Source organism: Streptomyces sp. NPDC050658, assembly GCF_044457025.1.
Taxonomy (GTDB): domain Bacteria; phylum Actinomycetota; class Actinomycetes; order Streptomycetales; family Streptomycetaceae; genus Streptomyces.
Window position 1 is genome coordinate 17,119 of record NZ_JBITGM010000011.1, and the last position, 16,386, is coordinate 33,504.

At 72.3% G+C, this 16,386-nt stretch carries 11 protein-coding genes; 5 read left to right on the top strand and 6 right to left on the bottom strand.

Features of this window, described 5'->3' with window-relative positions; genetic code table 11:
* Positions 1-27: 27 nt before the first annotated feature.
* Positions 28-891, bottom strand: a complete 864-nt coding sequence (locus tag ACIBKX_RS31225) for a hypothetical protein (RefSeq protein ID WP_363269941.1) — start codon at positions 889-891, stop codon at positions 28-30.
* 90 nt (positions 892-981) lie between these two features.
* Between ACIBKX_RS31225 and ACIBKX_RS31230 the strand changes: the two genes are divergently transcribed.
* Both ACIBKX_RS31230 and ACIBKX_RS31235 read left to right on the top strand, forming a co-directional pair.
* Positions 982-1,773 carry an SDR family oxidoreductase gene (locus ACIBKX_RS31230; protein WP_363269940.1) on the top strand — a complete coding sequence of 264 codons (792 nt, stop codon included), beginning with the start codon at positions 982-984 and terminating at the stop codon, positions 1,771-1,773.
* A gap of 300 nt (positions 1,774-2,073) precedes the next feature.
* Positions 2,074-3,645: a sodium:solute symporter family protein gene (locus ACIBKX_RS31235; RefSeq protein ID WP_363269939.1), complete on the top strand. Its 1,572-nt coding sequence runs from the start codon at positions 2,074-2,076 to the stop codon at positions 3,643-3,645.
* A gap of 39 nt (positions 3,646-3,684) precedes the next feature.
* On the opposite strand, the gene ACIBKX_RS31240 is transcribed toward ACIBKX_RS31235, so the two are convergent.
* Positions 3,685-4,800, bottom strand: coding sequence for an ADP-ribosylglycohydrolase family protein (locus ACIBKX_RS31240; RefSeq protein ID WP_363269938.1), 1,116 nt, complete (start codon positions 4,798-4,800; stop codon positions 3,685-3,687).
* Between the two features lie 210 nt (positions 4,801-5,010).
* The gene (locus ACIBKX_RS31245; RefSeq protein ID WP_363269937.1) at positions 5,011-8,352 is read right to left on the bottom strand and encodes a tetratricopeptide repeat protein; all 3,342 of its coding nucleotides are present in this window, start codon (positions 8,350-8,352) and stop codon (positions 5,011-5,013) included.
* 210 nt (positions 8,353-8,562) lie between these two features.
* Between ACIBKX_RS31245 and ACIBKX_RS31250 the strand changes: the two genes are divergently transcribed.
* The gene (locus ACIBKX_RS31250) at positions 8,563-9,966 is read left to right on the top strand and encodes an FG-GAP-like repeat-containing protein (RefSeq protein WP_363269936.1); all 1,404 of its coding nucleotides are present in this window, start codon (positions 8,563-8,565) and stop codon (positions 9,964-9,966) included.
* 22 nt (positions 9,967-9,988) lie between these two features.
* Here the strand turns inward: ACIBKX_RS31250 and ACIBKX_RS31255 are convergent, their stop codons facing one another.
* The 3 genes from ACIBKX_RS31255 to ACIBKX_RS31265 are packed head-to-tail and all read right to left on the bottom strand — an operon-like array spanning position 9,989 to position 14,099.
* On the bottom strand, positions 9,989-12,610 hold the full coding sequence (locus ACIBKX_RS31255; protein ID WP_363269935.1) for a bifunctional FO biosynthesis protein CofGH: 2,622 nt from the start codon (positions 12,608-12,610) through the stop codon (positions 9,989-9,991).
* A 53-nt stretch (positions 12,611-12,663) separates the two neighbouring features.
* Positions 12,664-13,518, bottom strand: coding sequence for an LLM class F420-dependent oxidoreductase (locus tag ACIBKX_RS31260; RefSeq protein WP_363269934.1), 855 nt, complete (start codon positions 13,516-13,518; stop codon positions 12,664-12,666).
* Between the two features lie 26 nt (positions 13,519-13,544).
* Positions 13,545-14,099, bottom strand: a complete 555-nt coding sequence (locus ACIBKX_RS31265) for a hypothetical protein (RefSeq protein ID WP_363269932.1) — start codon at positions 14,097-14,099, stop codon at positions 13,545-13,547.
* Between the two features lie 132 nt (positions 14,100-14,231).
* Between ACIBKX_RS31265 and ACIBKX_RS31270 the strand changes: the two genes are divergently transcribed.
* Positions 14,232-14,648 carry an ankyrin repeat domain-containing protein gene (locus ACIBKX_RS31270; RefSeq protein ID WP_363269931.1) on the top strand — a complete coding sequence of 139 codons (417 nt, stop codon included), beginning with the start codon at positions 14,232-14,234 and terminating at the stop codon, positions 14,646-14,648.
* Positions 14,649-14,762: 114 nt separating this feature from the next.
* The gene (locus ACIBKX_RS31275) at positions 14,763-16,304 is read left to right on the top strand and encodes a CehA/McbA family metallohydrolase (protein WP_363269930.1); all 1,542 of its coding nucleotides are present in this window, start codon (positions 14,763-14,765) and stop codon (positions 16,302-16,304) included.
* Positions 16,305-16,386: the final 82 nt, after the last annotated feature.

Genomic DNA, 16,386 nt, shown 5'->3' on the forward strand with positions numbered 1-16,386 from the left:
CGTCCCGGCCGAGGGGGCTCGGCTTCTTTACTGGCGCAGCTGATCGACGTACATATCCGTGCCCGGCACCGTGGGGATAAACGGAGCCACCAATTCCACTTGCCCGAGGCCCGATTCCGCCACCGCTTCCGCCCGCCCGGCGAAGTGCTCCTGCCAGCACTCCCGCGGATCGGTCTGCAGGAACCAGAGCAGGGTCAGGCGCGTGTCGACCCCCTCGACCTGCTTCACGTACGTCATCCGGTCGCCCGGCAGCGGAGTCGGCCGGAAGATCGTGACCATCGCGGCGGGTGAGCCGGCCAGGGCGCGCGGCAGGTGCTTGGCCCGCAGCCACTCCAGCAACTCGGCCCGCCGCCCGGCGCCTTCGGCGTCGACGACCTCGACGACCAGGCCCTGGTAGGGATGGTCGAGCGCGTGGAAGTCGCGCGGGCCCGCCGCCCCGTCCCGGTAGACCGTCGCCTCGTGGTCCTGGAAGGCCGTGAAGACGTGGGTACGGTCCTGATAGACGCGGGCGTCCCGGTTGAGCCGCTTGTTGATGCCGACGGTCCACTTCATGTGGTCGCCGTAGCGGCCCTCGGTGACCCAGTACGTGGAGATGTAGCAGCCCGCGGTGACCGGCTGGGCGACCGCCGACTTCTCCGGGTAGCGCAGGAGTTGCAGCTCGCGGGGCGCGACCCAGCGGCGGCCCGCGTACATCCAGGGCATCGCCATCGCGCCGGCGTAGTAGTGGTCGTCCTCGTACCAGCGGTTGTACGCGTACTCATGGCCCGGATGCGGCTCGACCATGGTGATCAGGGCGTGCCCGGGATGCACGCCGTAGGGTCCGACGGCGGCCAGTTCGGCGTACGTGTCGCTGCGGGTGTCCTCGTCGCTGCGGGTGTCGTCCTCGCCCATGCCTCTCCCCTGCCTTCCTCTTCCTTCCTCCGGTGGACGCCCATACTCTGACGCCCCGTCAGCAAAACTGCCATAGCCGGGAGGCGCCCCATGCCGTCGTCGCTCCTCGAAGGAAAGACCGTCGTCGTCTCGGGAGTCGGCGCCGGGCTCGGCCATCAGGTGGCGGCCGCCGTGGTGCGCGACGGCGGCCGTGCCGTCCTCGGGGCGCGCACGGAGGCGAACCTCGCCAAGTCGGCCGCGGAGATCGACCCGGACGGCACGCACACCGCGTACCGCCCGACGGACATCACCGACGAGGCGCAGTGCGAGGCCCTGGCCGCACTCGCCCGTGAGCGGTTCGGCGGGATCGACTCGGTGGTCCATGTGGCCGCCTGGGACAGCTACTTCGGGGGCGTCCAGGACGCGGACTTCGCGACGTGGCAGCAGGTCATCGACGTCAATCTGCTCGGTACGCTGCGGATGACGCGGGCCTGCCTGCCGGCGCTCAAGGAGCGGGGCGGTTCGGTCGTCTTCATCGGTACGCAGTCGGCCGTCGCCGCACCCTCGCAGGTCCGCCAGGCGGCGTACGCGGCGTCGAAGGGGGCACTGACGTCGGCGATGTACTCGCTGGCGCACGAGGTCGGACCCGATCGCATCCGGGTCAACACGGTGCTGCCCGGCTGGATGTGGGGCCCGCCGGTCGAGGCGTACGTCCAGTTCACCGCGCACACCGAGGGCGTACCGGAGGAAGAGGTCCGGGAACGGCTCGCGGCGCGGATGGCGCTGCCGGAGCTGGCCACGGACGGGGACGTCGCGGACGCGGCGGTGTTCCTGGCGTCGGACCGGGCCCGGTCGATCACGGGGCAGTCGCTGCTGGTGAACGCGGGGGAGCTGATGCGCTAGCGGCGGCGCCGCGGAACTCTCCACAGCCGTACGGGACTTGCCTCCCGTACGGCTTTCTCATGCCCCAAGACGCGGAGGCGATGACCGCCGATCGGGTCAAATATGTGAACGGAGGTCAGCAAACAGAACGATTTTACTTGCTCTTGACCTCACGGGCGGTTGTCCGCGGCGCGCGGCCGAACCCACCATGAGCGGGCACTTCCAGGCCAACCACGTCCTGTATGTCACGAAACTGGCGAAGTGCACGGCATGTCAGCGCAGTTCAGCGCAGTTCACAAGGCGGACCCCTGGAGGGGGCACATGAACAGTCTCGACTGGGCCGTGCTCATCGGCTACTTCGGCGTCATGGTCGCGATCGGCATCTGGTCCCACAAGCGCGTGGACAACGTCAGCGACTTCTTCACCGCGGGCGGCAAGATGCCCTGGTGGCTCTCGGGCATCTCGCACCACATGTCCGGGTACAGCGCGGTGATGTTCACCGGGTACGCCGGCATCGCGTACACCTACGGCGTGACGTCCTTCGTCACCTGGTCCTTCCCGATCGCGCTCGGCATCGCGATCGGCGCGCGGCTGTTCGCGCCGCGCATCAACCGGCTGCGGTCACGGCTGCATGTGGCGTCGCCGCTCGAATACCTGAAGAACCGCTACAACCTCCCCACCCAGCAGGCGCTCGCCTGGTCCGGGATGCTCCTGAAGATCGTGGACGTGGGCGCGAAGTGGGCGGCGATCGCGACGCTGCTGTCGGTCTTCACCGGCGTCTCGCTCAACCAGGGCATCCTGATCACCGGCGCGATCACCGCGGTGTACTGCACGATCGGCGGTCTGTGGGCGGACGCGCTCACGGAGTTGGGCCAGTTCATCATCCAACTCTTCGCGGGCATCGCGATGTTCGTGGCCGTCGTCCTCAAACTCGACGAGCACGGGGGCTTCTTCGGCGCCTGGGACCAGCCGGAGCTGGCGGGACACGGAAAGCCGCTGGTCGGCCCGTACGGGACGGTCTTCCTGCTCGCGTTCCTGTTCATCAAGCTCTTCGAGTACAACGGCGGCATGCTGAACCAGGCGCAGCGGTACATGGCGACCGCGAGCCCGAAGGAGGCGGCGCGCTCGGCCCGGCTCTCGGCTGCCCTGTGGCTGGTGTGGCCGGTGGTCCTGTTCTTCCCGATGTGGATGTCGCCGCTGCTGGTCGACGCGAAGAATCCGGACGGGTCCGACGCGTACGGCCTGATGACCGAACAGCTGCTCCCGCACGGCCTGTTGGGCCTGGTCATCGTCGGTTTCTTCTCGCACACGATGGCCATGTGCTCGTCGGACGCGAACGCCATCGCGGCGGTGTTCACGCGGGACGTGGCGCCGGTCCTGAGCAAGAAGGCCCGGCAGTGGAACGAGCGCTCGGGGCTGATCGCGGCGCGGCTGACGACGGTGATCTTCCTGGGCCTGTCCATGGCGGTGGCGACGCAGGTCAACTCCCCCACCTTCAAGGACATCATCACCGTCGTCATCAAGTGGGTGGCGGGCCTGATGGGTCCGATCGCGATCCCGATGATGCTGGGCCTGCTGCGGCCGTTCCGCAGGTCGGGCCCGACGGCGGCGCTGACGAGCTGGTCGATGGGGCTGCTGGCCTTCTGGCTGGTCAACTACCCGATCAACTGGAACGTGGAGGGCGGGGTCCCCCTGGAGTACCAGGTCTCCATCCCCCTCGCCGTCTCGCTGGTCCTGTACGTCCTGATCGGCATGGTGAAGCCGGAGGACACCCCGGAGCGGGACGCGATCATCGAGAAGGTCAACACGGACGGTTCCGCCGGTGCGGCGGCCGTTCCGGCGCCGGCGGACGCGGGGGACGACGCCGTGGGGGCGCCCCCCGCCGGGCGCTAGGCGGTGGCCGGGGTGGCTACGGCGGATACCGCGCCGGCCCTACCGCGGATACCGCGCCAGCCACCCCGGTGACGAGACCGCCGGGCCGTGCAGCGCCGGGCCCTGGGTCATCTCCATCGCGAAATCGTCCGCCAGCTCCAGGATGGTGGGGCGGCCCTCCAGTTCCGTCAGCCAGGACGGGGGGAGGGCCGTCTCTCCGTGCAGGGCTCCCAGCAGGGCCCCGCACAGCGCGCCCGTCGCCGCCGACGCGCCGCTGTGGTTCACGGCGAGGCGCAGGCCGTGGCGGATGTCCTCGCCGACCAGGGCGCAGTACACGGCGGCGCCGAGCGCGCCCTCCGCGGAGCCGTCGCCGAGGAGTTCCTCGACCCTGGCCGGGGTCGGCATGCCTTGGCGGACCGCGCCGAGGGCGTGCTTCAGCGCGTCGGTGACCGGCTGGTGGCCCGGCCTCGTGGCCAGCAGGGCGAGGGCCCGCTGGATCGCCCCGTCCAGGGACTCCCCGCGGGCCAAGCCGTGCACCAGGACGGCATGCGCGCCCGCGGCCAGATGCGCGGTCGGATGACCGTGGGTCTGTACGGCACACTCCACGGCGAGCTGCAGCACCAGCTGTGGCTCCCAGCCCACGAGCAGCCCGAACGGCGCGGACCGGGTGACCGCGCCGCTGCCCTTCGCCTCCGGGTTCTTCGGGGACTCCAGGGTGCCCATCGTCTCGTCCGCGAGCCCCACCAGGCAGGCCCGCGCGGGCGAGCGCCGCGAGTACAGCCACTCCTCGCGGGCGAGCCAGCCGTCCTCCTTGCGCCGCTCGTCGGGCCCCCAGTCGCTCTGGGTGGCGGCCCACCTCCGGTACGCCCGGTGCAGATCGGTCGGCGGATGCCAGGCCCCGGTGTCGCGCCGCACCTGGGCACGGATGAGTCCGTCCACGGTGAAGAGGGTGAGCTGGGTGGCCGCGGTGACCGCGCCGCGCCTGCCGTGCGCGGGGGCGGGTTCGGTGAGTCCGTCGCTGCCGTGCGCCTCCCGGATCCCGGCGAGGCTCAGCCCGTCGACCGGCGCCCCGAGCGCGTCGCCGACGGCGGCTCCGAGCAGCGTGCCGCGCACCCGGCTGCGGAAGTCCTGCTGCTCGGCGCGGCCCCAGACTCCGGTGGCTGCTGCGGTGCTCACCGCACCTCCTCCCCTGCTCTCCCCCTGCGCATCTCCGCAGCACTGTAATCGACCGGGAACGGCCGAATCAGGGTCGATGCGATATCTGAAGAGTCGCCCCGCAGGTCACTTTTGACCGGCGTTCACCAGGCCTTTTCGTATCCCGCCCGTTCTCTTCAGACCTGCGGAACGCTCACCTCCGAGCTGCGGGACACCTGGTCCGCGGCGCCCTCACGCGTACCGCCCCCGCACCTCCTCCATCGCCGCCCGCAGCATCCCCAGGCGGGGCGCGAGACGCGCGCGGTCGACGCCCGGCGCCCGCAGGAGTTCCGCGAGGAGGTCGGCGCCCTCGGCCAGATACCCCCACCCCGGGTCGGACGCGACGAGGCTCCCGAGATGCGCGTCGAGAGCGGCCCAGTCCGATCGGACGGCCGCGACCAGGACCGCGGCTCCCTCGAAGTCCCCCGGATCACCGTCCACCCGGCCCAGCCGGTCGGCCACCCTGTCCCACAGCGGACGCGCCGCCGCCACGCCCCGCTCCCCCGTCTCCGCCATCGCCAGATAGCCGAGCCGGTCCCACTCGTCGCCCATCCGGCGGGCCGCCTCGCGGGCCGCCCCCCAGCGGCCCGTCCTGCGGTACACGTCGGACAGCTCCTCAAGCAGCACCGACTCCTCCGCCCCGCACGCCACCGCCGCGGCGATCTCCGCGAGGGCCGCCTCGGGCCGGCCAAGCCGCAGCTGGCAGCGCGCCGCGTACTCATGCCCCCACGACGAGTCGGAGCTGATCGCGCTGTAGTGCACGGCATCGGCGAGCGCCTGCTCGATCCGGCCGGTGGCCAGGCAGGTCAGCGCGTGCCGCATGGTGAACCACGCCGAGTCGGGCTCCAGCTCCACGGTCCGGTCCAGATCCGCCAGCGCCTCCCGGTAGCGGCCCCGCTCGTGCAGGATCACCGAGCGCTCGCAGCGGGCGAGCGCGAAGTCGGGGTCGGCCTCGACGGCCCGGTCCAGATCCGCGAGCGCCTCGTCGTCCCGGTCCAGGTAGTACAGCGCGTCCGCACGGCAGTACAGGTACCAGGCCTCGCCCGGCTGCAGGGTGTGCGCGCGGTCCGCGTCGGCCAGCGCCCGTTCGTAGTCGTCCAGGTCGCAGTGCGTCCGGCTGCGCTGGCCCAGCGCCCAGGCGTAGTCCGGCTTGAGCTCCAGGGCCCGGTCCAGGTCGGCGAGCGCCGCCTCGTCCTCGTCGAGGAACGAGCGGCTGAGCCCCCGGCCCGCGTACGCGCTCGCGTAGTCCGGCATCAGCTCGATCGCCCTGTCGTACGCGTCGATCGACTCCTGCCAGCGGCCCGCGAGCCGCAGCCCCTCGGCCCGCATGCCGACGACCCACGCCGAGTCGGGCGCGAGATCGACCGCGTGGTCGAGGTCCGCGACGGCCCGTTCGTTGTCGCCCCGGTCGCGCCACACCCCGGCCCGGTGCACGAGCGCCCACGCGTACTCGGGGTCGAGTTCCATCGCCCGGTCCAGGTCTGCGAGCGCCGCGTCGAGCGAGCCGAGGGCCTGCCGGCAGACCCCGCGGTCGGCCCAGGGCATCGGGTCCGAGGGGGACTTCTCGATCGCCAGGTCCAGATCCGCGATCGCCGTCTCGAAGTTCTCCATCAGCCGGTGGGTCTCGCCCCGCAGGGCGAGAATCCCGTCGGCGTCGGGATCAAGGGCGTACGCACGGTCCAGGTCGGCGAGCGCGGCCGGGAAGTCGTTTTGCAGCTTGTGCGTGAACCCCCGGCCGTAGAAGGCCCGCTCCTGCTCCGGATCGAGCTCGATCGCCCGGTCGTACTCGACGAGCGCCCGGTCGTACTCCCCCGCCTCGCGCAGATCACGGCCGCGCAGAGTGCGGCAGAGCGCCTGGCCCCGGTGGTCGAGCCCGGCCCGGTCGACGAGGAGGCCCAGCGCGTCGACCGGTGAGCCCTGCGCGAGGACGGCCAGGAGATCGCGCCCCCACTGGCCCACGCCCTCCGCCTCGGCGTCCTCCCCGGCCTCCGCGAGGAGCTGCGCCCACCGCCGCGCCATGGCCTCGCCCCGGTCGCAGGCGTCCACCGCCGCCCGCAGCGCGCCCGGCAGCGCACCGCGCGGATCGGCGCACAGCAGGTGGTACGTCTGGGAGAGCCGCAGCTCCCACCACGCGTCGTCGCCCCACAAGTCGTCCTCGGTGACGCCCTGTTCGGCCTCCGCGCGCCATGCCGCGTACGTCTGTGCGAGCCGCTCCTGCTGCTGGGCCCAGCCGCGCGGCGAGTGGTGCCGCTGCAGCCGCAGCATCGGCGCGCGCACCACCGCGTGGTACTGCACCCGGTCCCCGCGGCTGTTGACGAACGGCAGCCCGCGCAGCCAGCCGAAGAGCCCCGGCGCCTCATCGTCCGCGCAGTCCACGGCCGCCCGGAAGACATCGCCGTCGAGCCGCCTGGGCAGCGCGCAGGCCAGCGCCGCCGCCCGCCGCACCGGGTCCGCCTCCCACTTCAGGAACCGCTCGACGGCGGTGGCGCTCGGGTCGGTCACGTCGTCGAGGTCTGCGGGGCGGCCCTCGGCGAGCATGGACACCAGGACGGGCAGGCCCCCGGTCAGCCGGAGCACCTCCTCGACGACCGGTTCCGCTTCCACTCCCTTGTTGGCGAGCAGCCAGCGCGCCTCCAGCTCGGTGAACGGGCCGAGCGGCACGTCCGCGATGAAGTCGGCGTGGCCGCCCCAGCGGGCCACGTCGACGGGCCCCCGGCCGGCGGTCACGACGACCACGTTGGGGGGCAGCGCGCCGTACCGCTCGGTCGTCATGACCTCGTGCAGCCAGCCGTCCAGGATCGGCGCGGTGATCTCGTACGTGTCGAAGAAGAGCACGATCCAGGGCGCCGACTCCGCGGCCCCCGCGAGCTCCGTGAGCAGGACAGGCGTGAGGACCCGCTCCGGGGTGAGGACCAGCTGGACGTCCTCCTGGCTGCGGAACCGGGCGCTCAGACCTGCCCTCAACCGGTCGGCCCCCTGGGCGAGTTGGGCCGGGTCGACCGCCCCGGCGAAGGCCCCGACGCCCGGCACCAGACCGAGCCCGACCAGGCTGGCGCGGGCCACGGCCATGCTGCCCGTCGAGGGCGGCGGCTGCACCCCTCCCCCCGCCTCGGAGTCCGGCCCGGCCTGCGGCGGCTCCAGGGCCGTGACCGACGCCGCCTCCGCCTCGTGCCGCCGGTCGCGGTGCGCCGCAAGGAGCCGCTCCAGGTCCTTGAACCTGCGGCCCTGGCGGGCGAACTGCTCGCCGATCACGGCCAGCGCCTCGGGCACACTGCCGGCCACCTCGTCGACGTACGCCGTCAGCGCGCCCCGGTCGCGGGCCAGCTGCTCCAACTCCCGTACCAGGGACGTCTTTCCGACGCCCGCGTTGCCGTGCACATGGAACAGGAAGCGGTGCCGCTCGTCGTCCACCGGCAGGTCGAAGTTCTCCCGGAACGCGGCGAGTTCGTCACGGCGTCCGACGAACCCGGCACGCCTGCGGCGGCGGATCAGCTCCTGCATGGACGGCCGCCGCTCCGAAGACCCGGACGCCATGGGCCGCACCTCCCCCGAATACCCGTGCATCCGCGATGCCCTCTGCCCTGCGCACAGTCTTCCACCGCGACGCCCGCGCGGGGGGCCTGATTCCCGGCCCGCGCCCGATCGCCAACTGCCGCTGTCCGGAGGGTGAACCTGTGGTGCACAACCATTCGCCCGAGGCACTGGTCTCCCTTGTGTCACAGAAGTTTCCCCACAGGAGGATCAGTGCGCCGTTCACTCATCGCCGCCGTCGCGGTCACCGCGATCGCGACGCCGCTCGCCGTCGTGGCGACCAGCGGTTCCGCCGGGGCCGCGCCCGTGCCGCACCGCACGCCGGTGACCGACTTCAACCACGACGGGTACGCCGACCTGGCCGTCGCCGCCCCCGGAGGCACCGTCGACGGCAAGAAGAACGCCGGATACATATCGGTCGTGTACGGATCGGCGGCGGGCGCCGACACCGCCACCGCCAAGCAGATCAGCCGCGCCACCGCCGGAGTGCCGGGCGCCCCCGAGCAGGACGGCGGCTTCGGCTGGCGTACCACCACCGGAGACCTCGACGGCGACGGCTACACCGACCTCGTCGTGAACAACGCCCCCTACGACGTCGTGCTCTGGGGCTCCGCCCACGGCCTCACCGGCGTCTCGCAGCTGCCCGGCGAGTCCGGCTGGGACCTGAAGGCAGGCGACTTCAACGGCGACGGCAAGACCGACCTCCTCGCCAACTCCCGCACCGGCCTGGAGACCAGATTCGGCCCGTTCACCCGCGACGGGAAGCCCGCCTCCAGCAAGAACCTGGAGCAGGGCGACGACGGCCCCGGCGGCATCATCGTGGGCGACATGACCGGCGACGGCATCGACGACCTGGTCACCAGCCACGGTTTCGAGGAGATGCAGTACTCCTCGCGCCTGTGGAAGGGCACCAAGGAAGGCTTCACCGGCGCCTCCACGCCGACCGGCAAGTTCACCGTCGACGGCGTCATCGCCGACGTGGACCAGGACGGGTACGGCGACCTGGTGGCCCGCGAGGTGGACCAGGTCTCCGAGATGCAGGACTACGACGCGGGCGCCGTCCGTGTCGTCTACGGCGCCAAGTCCGGTCTCTCCGACCGCACCAAGAAGATCACCCAGGACACCGCGGGCGTCCCCGGCGTGGGCGAGGAGGGCGACTGGGACCTGAACGACTACGGCGACCAGTTCGGCTACTCGATCTCCGCCGGTGACGTCACGGGCGACGGCTACCCGGACATCGCGGTGGGCGTGCCCGGCGAGGACCTCGGCGACGCCGGCGACACCGGCGCGATCGTCCTCCTCAAGGGCGGCGCGACCGGCCTGACCGGCACCGGAGCCCAGGCGTTCAACCAGTCCACCGCGGGCGTCCCCGGCGTCTCGGAGGGCGACGACGCCTTCGGCACCTCGGTCCAGCTGTCCGACGTGAACAACAACAACCGCGCCGACCTGGCCGTGGGCGCGCCCCGCGAGGACGGCACGCTCAAGGACTCGGGCGCGAGCTGGCTGCTGCGCGGCTCCAAGAACGGTCTGGTGACGACGAACATCACGTCGTTCAGCCCGTCCTCGCTGGGCACCGCCGAAGAGGGCGCCCTCTTCGGCGGCAAGTTCGCCCGCTGAGCCGACGCCCGTAAGAAGCCGGTCAGTCCAGCACCGGCAGCAGCTCCGGGAGGTGGCCGTCCGACGCGGCGGCCGCCTCCTGCCGCTCCAGCGGCACCTCTCCGTACAGCGTCGTCCGCGGCCTCGCGGGCCGGCCTGCCGCCTCCGCGATGGCCACCAGGTCCTTCACCGAGCGGTACGAGCCGTAACTGGAGCCCGCCATCCGGGAGATGGTCTCCTCCATCAGCGTGCCGCCCAGGTCGTTGGCGCCCGAGCGGAGCATCTCCGCGGCGCCCTCCGTGCCGAGCTTCACCCAGCTGGTCTGGATGTTCGGGATGTGCGGGTGCAGCAGGAGCCGGGCCATGGCGACGACCGCGCGGTTGTCGCGGGTGGTCGGGCCGGGGCGGGCGATCCCCGCCAGGTACACCGGCGCGTTGGTGTGGATGAACGGCAGCGTCACGAACTCCGTGAAGCCGCCGGTCTCCTGCTGGATCGCGGCCAGCGTGCGGAAGTGGCCGAGCCAGTGCCGCGGCTGGTCCACATGCCCGTACATCATCGTGGACGACGACCGGATGCCCAGCTCGTGCGCGGTCTTCACCACCTCGATCCACGTCGCCGTCGGCAGCTTGCCCTTGGTCAGGACCCAGCGCACCTCGTCGTCGAGGATCTCCGCCGCCGTGCCCGGAATCGAGTCCAGGCCCGCCTCCTTGGCGGCGGTCAGCCACTCACGGATCGAAAGGCCGGTCCTGGACGCGCCGTTGACGACCTCCATCGGCGAGAACGCGTGCACATGCATGCCCGGCACCCGCTCCTTCACCGCCTTCGCGATGTCGAAGTACGCCGTGCCCGGCAGGTCCGGGTGGATGCCGCCCTGCATGCACACCTCGGTGGCGCCCACCTCCCACGCCTGCTGGGCCCGGTCGGCGACCTGGTCCAGGGAGAGCGTGTACGCGTCCGCGTCCGTCCTGCGCTGGGCGAAGGCGCAGAAGCGGCAGCCGGTGTAGCAGACGTTCGTGAAGTTGATGTTCCGCGTGACGATGTACGTGACGTCGTCCCCGACCACCGACTTGCGTACGTCGTTCGCGATGGAGCACAGCGCGTCGAGCGCGGGCCCGTCCGCGTGCAGCAGGGTCAGCGCCTGCGCGTCGGTCAGCTTCGTCGGGTCGTCGGCGGCCGTCGCGAGGGCCTCGCGGACGTCCCCGTCGATCCGGGACGGCACCATGCCGGGCGCGGCCTGCTCGCGCAGGGCGTCCCAGTCGCCGTACACCTCGTCGAAGTCGTCGCGCCGGTCGGACGTACGACCCGTCGTGTCGATGGTGCGGTGCAGATCCGTCCGCCCGGACGACGAGGCGACGAACCCTTCGTCGGGCTCCTGCCAGGCGTGGCCCTCCACGACCGCGTCCGGCCGCGCGAGCCCCGTCTCGGGGTCGACGAGCGCCCGCACGTGGGGCAGCAGCCTCGGGTCGAGCCACGGCTCACCGCGCTGCACGAACTCCGGGTACACACACAGCCGTTCCTCCAGGCGGAAGCCCGCGGCCGCCGACTTCTCGGCCAGCTCGTCCAGCTGGGGCCAGGGCTTCTCGGGGTTCACGTGGTCGATCGTGACGGGCGAGACGCCGCCCCAGTCGTCGATGCCCGCGCCGATGAGACGGGCGTACTCCCCGTCGACGAGGTTGGGCGGCGCCTGGAGATTGCCGGCGGGGCCCATGATGTGCCGGGCGACGGCGATGGTGGCGACGAGGTCGTCGATCTCCGCGTCCGGCATGCCGCGCATCGCCGTGTCCGGCTTCGCGCGGAAGTTCTGGATGATCAGCTCTTGGATGCCGTGGTACGACCTCGACACGCGGCGCAGCGCGAACAGCGACTCCGCGCGCTCCTCGTAGGTCTCGCCGATCCCGATGAGCAGCCCGCTGGTGAACGGCACGGAGGAGCGGCCCGCGTCCTCCAACACCCGCAGCCGGACGGCCGGTTCCTTGTCGGGCGAGCCGTGGTGCGGCATGCCGGGCTCGGACCAGAGGCGCTCGGCGGTCGTCTCCAGCATCATGCCCATGCTGGGCGCGACCGGCTTGAGCCGCTGGAAGTCCGTCCAGGTCATGACGCCCGGGTTGAGGTGCGGCAGCAGACCCGTCTCCTCCAGGATGCGGATCGAGATGGCACGGACGTACGCGATCGTGTCGTCGTACCCCTCCGCCTCCAGCCACTCCCGCGCCTCCGGCCAGCGGTCCTCGGGCTTGTCGCCGAGGGTGATCAGGGCTTCCTTGCAGCCCAGTTCGGCACCGCGGCGCGCGATGTCCAGGACCTCGTCCGGGGACATGAACATGCCATGGCCGGCGCGGCGCAGCTTGCCGGGGACCGTCGCGAAGGTGCAGTAGTGGCACTTGTCCCGGCACAGGCGGGTGAGCGGTATGAAAACGCTCTTCGAGTACGTGATGACTCCGGGGCGACCCGCCGCCTCCAGGCCCGCGTCGCGCACCCGCGCGGCGGACGCCGCGAGGTCCTCCAGGTCGGCGCCCCGCGCCTGGAGCAGCACGGCGGCTTCCGCGGTGTCGAGCGCGACGCCGTCCCTGGCGCGCTTGAGGGCACGGCGCATGGCGTTGGCAGTGGGTCGGTCCTGCCCGGGGGCCGACTCCTGAGGGCCTGGGTCCTGCGGCGCGCTGTTGGTCATGCCCCCGAGCATACGAGCGAGCACCGGCAGAAACAGCTACAGGTCAATGCCGGTTACAGGTACCGCGCGAATCCGTCGAGGGCCCCGAGCACCTCGCTCTCCCCGCGTGCGGGGAGCTGCACGATGACCTCGTCGACGCCGAGTTCCGCGTAGTGGGCGAGCTTGCCCTCGGTCGGCTCGACCGCCGAGAGGGCGACGTACAGGTCGTCGGGCGCGCGGCCCGCGTCCGCCCAGGCCGCACGGAGCGCGGGGAGCGAGGCGCCCAGGCCCGCGCCGCCGATGGGCAGCCAGCCGTCGGCGTACTCGGCGATGTGCGCGAAGAGCCTGGGGCCCGCGGCGCCGCCGACGAGGGTGCGGGGTCCGTGCAGTGGCCCGTCCTTGCGCTCGCGGGGAGCGCGCCGGGGCTTCGGGAACACGTCGCTGGCCCGCACGCTCGCGAACTCCCCCGCGTACGCGGTGGGTTCCGGCGCCCACAGAGCCCGCATGACGGCCATCCGGTCCCGCACGAGCGCCCGCCGCGTCCGCCAGTCGACGCCGTGGTCGGCGGCCTCCTCGCGGTTCCAGCCGTAGCCGATGCCGAGGGTGAAGCGGCCGCCGGAGAGATGGTCGAGGGTGGCGATCTGCTTGGCGAGGTCGATCGGGTCGTGCTGGCCGACGAGGGTGATGTTGGTGCCGAGGGCGAGGCTCTCCGTGACGGCGGCGGCCTGCGCGAGGGCGACGAAGGGGTTGAGCATCCGGGCGCACTCGGGCGGGAGTTCACCGCCGGGGTAGGGGGTTTCGCGGGGGACGGGAATGTGGGAGTGCTCGGGCAGGTAGAGCCCGCCGAAGCCGCGCTGCTCCAGCTCTCGGGCCAGGCGGGTGGGGGTGATGGTCTCGTCGGTGAGGTAGAGGGTGGCGGCTACGTGCATGGATGGCCTCCGGTTGCTCGGGTGGCTCACTTAGTAACCGCCTGCGCCGGCGGAGTCCATGCCGAGGCCACGGCCAATCCCCGAACCGGCCGCGTCCGCCTCCGGTAATACGCCGCCGTCACCGCGATCAGCAGCGGAGGCCACGCCACCAGAGGCAGATAGCAGGCGACGAGGACCGCCTGCTGGAGCGGGCCGTCGGTGACCCCGGAGCCCAGGCCCGCCACGGCGGCGTACACGAACCAGCCCACCAGGCCCAGCAGTCCGGCCGCCCCCAGTGCCGCCGGGACCACCGCCGCCATCGTCCGCACCCTGCGCCCGCCGAGCAGCGGCACCCAGCGCGGCACCACCTCGCCCCACCCCCGCACCAGGCCAAGGGTCAGCAGCGCCAGGCACTCCGAGACGACGCTGAGCCCCAGGACGTACGGCGTCTGCCAGCCGCCGGGGAACGGCTCCTCGGCCACCGGGAGCCCGAGGACCAGGGCCACGCGCCACAGGGCGGAGGGAAGAGTCACCAGCGGGACGGCGTGCGCCGCCAGTACGGCCCACCGGGGGACATCGGGCAGCGCGCTCAGCTTCATCATGCGGACCATGCTGCTGACGGGGGCGCCCCCGCCACATCGGCGTACGGGCCGATCACGCGCCGTACGCCTCCGCCGCTCGGGGGAGCGGAAAATCCGACCACCTCGTGCGGCCGCCGAACTACGCTGCCCCGCATGAACAGAAGGCGCCGCAAGAAGCTGACGAAACGCCTGGTACTGGCCGCGCTCCTCGGCCTGCCCTCCGAGGTGGAATCGCTGCTGCGCGCGGGCGCCGACCCCCGCACGCCCGACCCCGCCGGTTCGACGCCCCTGTACGTCGCGTCCGTCCAGGGCGAGGCCCGCATCGTGCGGGCGCTGCTCGCGGCAGGCGCCGACCCCGACGCGGAGAGCGGCCACGGCGACCAGGGCACTCCCCTGTGCGGGGCCGCCTGCTGGGGCCACACCGAGGCGGTCGGCGCGCTCCTCGCGGGGGGTGCCGACCCCAACCTCCGGGAGGACCACGGCAAGGGCAACACCCCGCTGTACTGGGCGCTGCACGGCTACCACGACGAGACCGCGGCGCTCCTTGGGCGGGCGGGCGCGCGCGCCTGACCGGACGGGCGTCACCGCCCGTAAATCTGTCAATTGCCTTCCCTTGACCGGAAGTTAGCGGCTGAATACCAGGGTTGCCCTGCAGTCCCTTCCGACACCCTGGGGAGCCGACACATGTGCGAGGACGAACAGCACCGCAGCAGAGCCACCGACACGCCCCTGAACCGGCGCGGACTGCTCGTGACGGGAGCCGCCGCCGCGCTTACGTTGAACAGCGTGAGCTTCGCGAGCGCCGCAGGGCGGGAATCCGGAAGTGCCGACGAGACCAAGGTGGTGCGCGGCACGCTGCCCACCGGGTCGCCCGACTTCGTGTATCTGCCGGTCGAAGTCCCCGACGGCGTACGGGAGATCCACGTCGCGTACAAGTACGAGAAGGCGACGGTCCCGGCGGGCACCCCGAACAACGCGCTCGACATCGGCGTCTTCGACCAGCGCGGCACCGCACTCGGCGGCAAGGGCTTCCGGGGCTGGTCGGGCGGCGCGCGCACGGAGTTCTTCATCCGCGCCGACGACGCGACGCCGGGCTACCTCCCGGGCCCGGTCAAGGCGGGCACCTGGAACATCGCGCTCGGCCCCTACACGGTCGCCCCCGAAGGGCTCCCGTACGAGGTGACGATCACCCTCAAGTACGGGAAGCCCGGCAGCACGCCTCGCCCCGTCTACCCGCCGGACCGCGCGAAGGGCCGGGGCAGGGCCTGGTACCGGGGCGACTGCCACCTGCACTCCTGGTACTCGGACGGCCGGCGCACCCCGGCCGAGATCGCGGCGCTCGCGCGCGCGGCCGGCCTGGACTTCATCAACTCCTCCGAGCACAACACCCACTCCGCGCACGCCCATTGGTCCGACGTGGCGGGCGACGACCTGCTCGTGATGCTCGGCGAGGAGGTCACCACGCGCAACGGCCACGTGGTCGCCCTCGGCACGGACCCCGGCACGTTCGTCGACTGGCGCTACCGGGCCCGCGACAACCGCTTCGGCAAGTACGCCCGCGAGATCCGCGAAGCGGGCGGCCTGGTCGTCCCCGCGCACCCGCACGCCACCTGCGTCGGCTGCAACTGGAAGTTCGGCTTCGGCGAGGCGGACGCGGTGGAGGTGTGGAACGGCGCGTACACCCCGGACGACGAGGTGTCCCTGGCCGACTGGGACAGCACGCTGGTGGCGTCGGTGCGCGGCGGGAAGCCGTGGATCCCGGCGATGGGCAACAGCGACGCCCACCGCGACCCCGACCCGGTGGGCAGCCCGCAGACGGTGGTCCTTGCCGACGACCTGACCCGCGAGGCGGTCCAGGCGGGCATCCGCGCGGGCCACAGCTACGTGGCGGAGTCCAAGAACGTGTCCCTGACGTTCACGGCGACGGGCGGCAGGGGCAGGCAGGCGGGCATCGGCGAGCGCCTCCACGTGGACCGCGACGCCCCGGTGACGGTCCGCCTGGACGCCACGGGCACCCCCGGCTGCACGATCCGCTTCGTGACGGACCAGGGGGTCCTGTTCACCTCCCCGCCCCTGCCGGAATCCGGCTCGGGCACGGCACAGTGGCGCACGACGGCTTCGTACGCCGCCTACGTCCGTGCGGAGATCCGCCGCGCACCGGTGGTGACGGGCCTGCCGGGACCGCTGGCGGCGTTCACGAACCCGATCTTCCTGGGTGACGCCTAGGGCGTCTGGAGCGCCTGAAGCGCCTGGAGCGCACAGAGCAGGGCGGGCACAGCTCCGCCCCCGCTGCAGGGGAGTCAGCGGG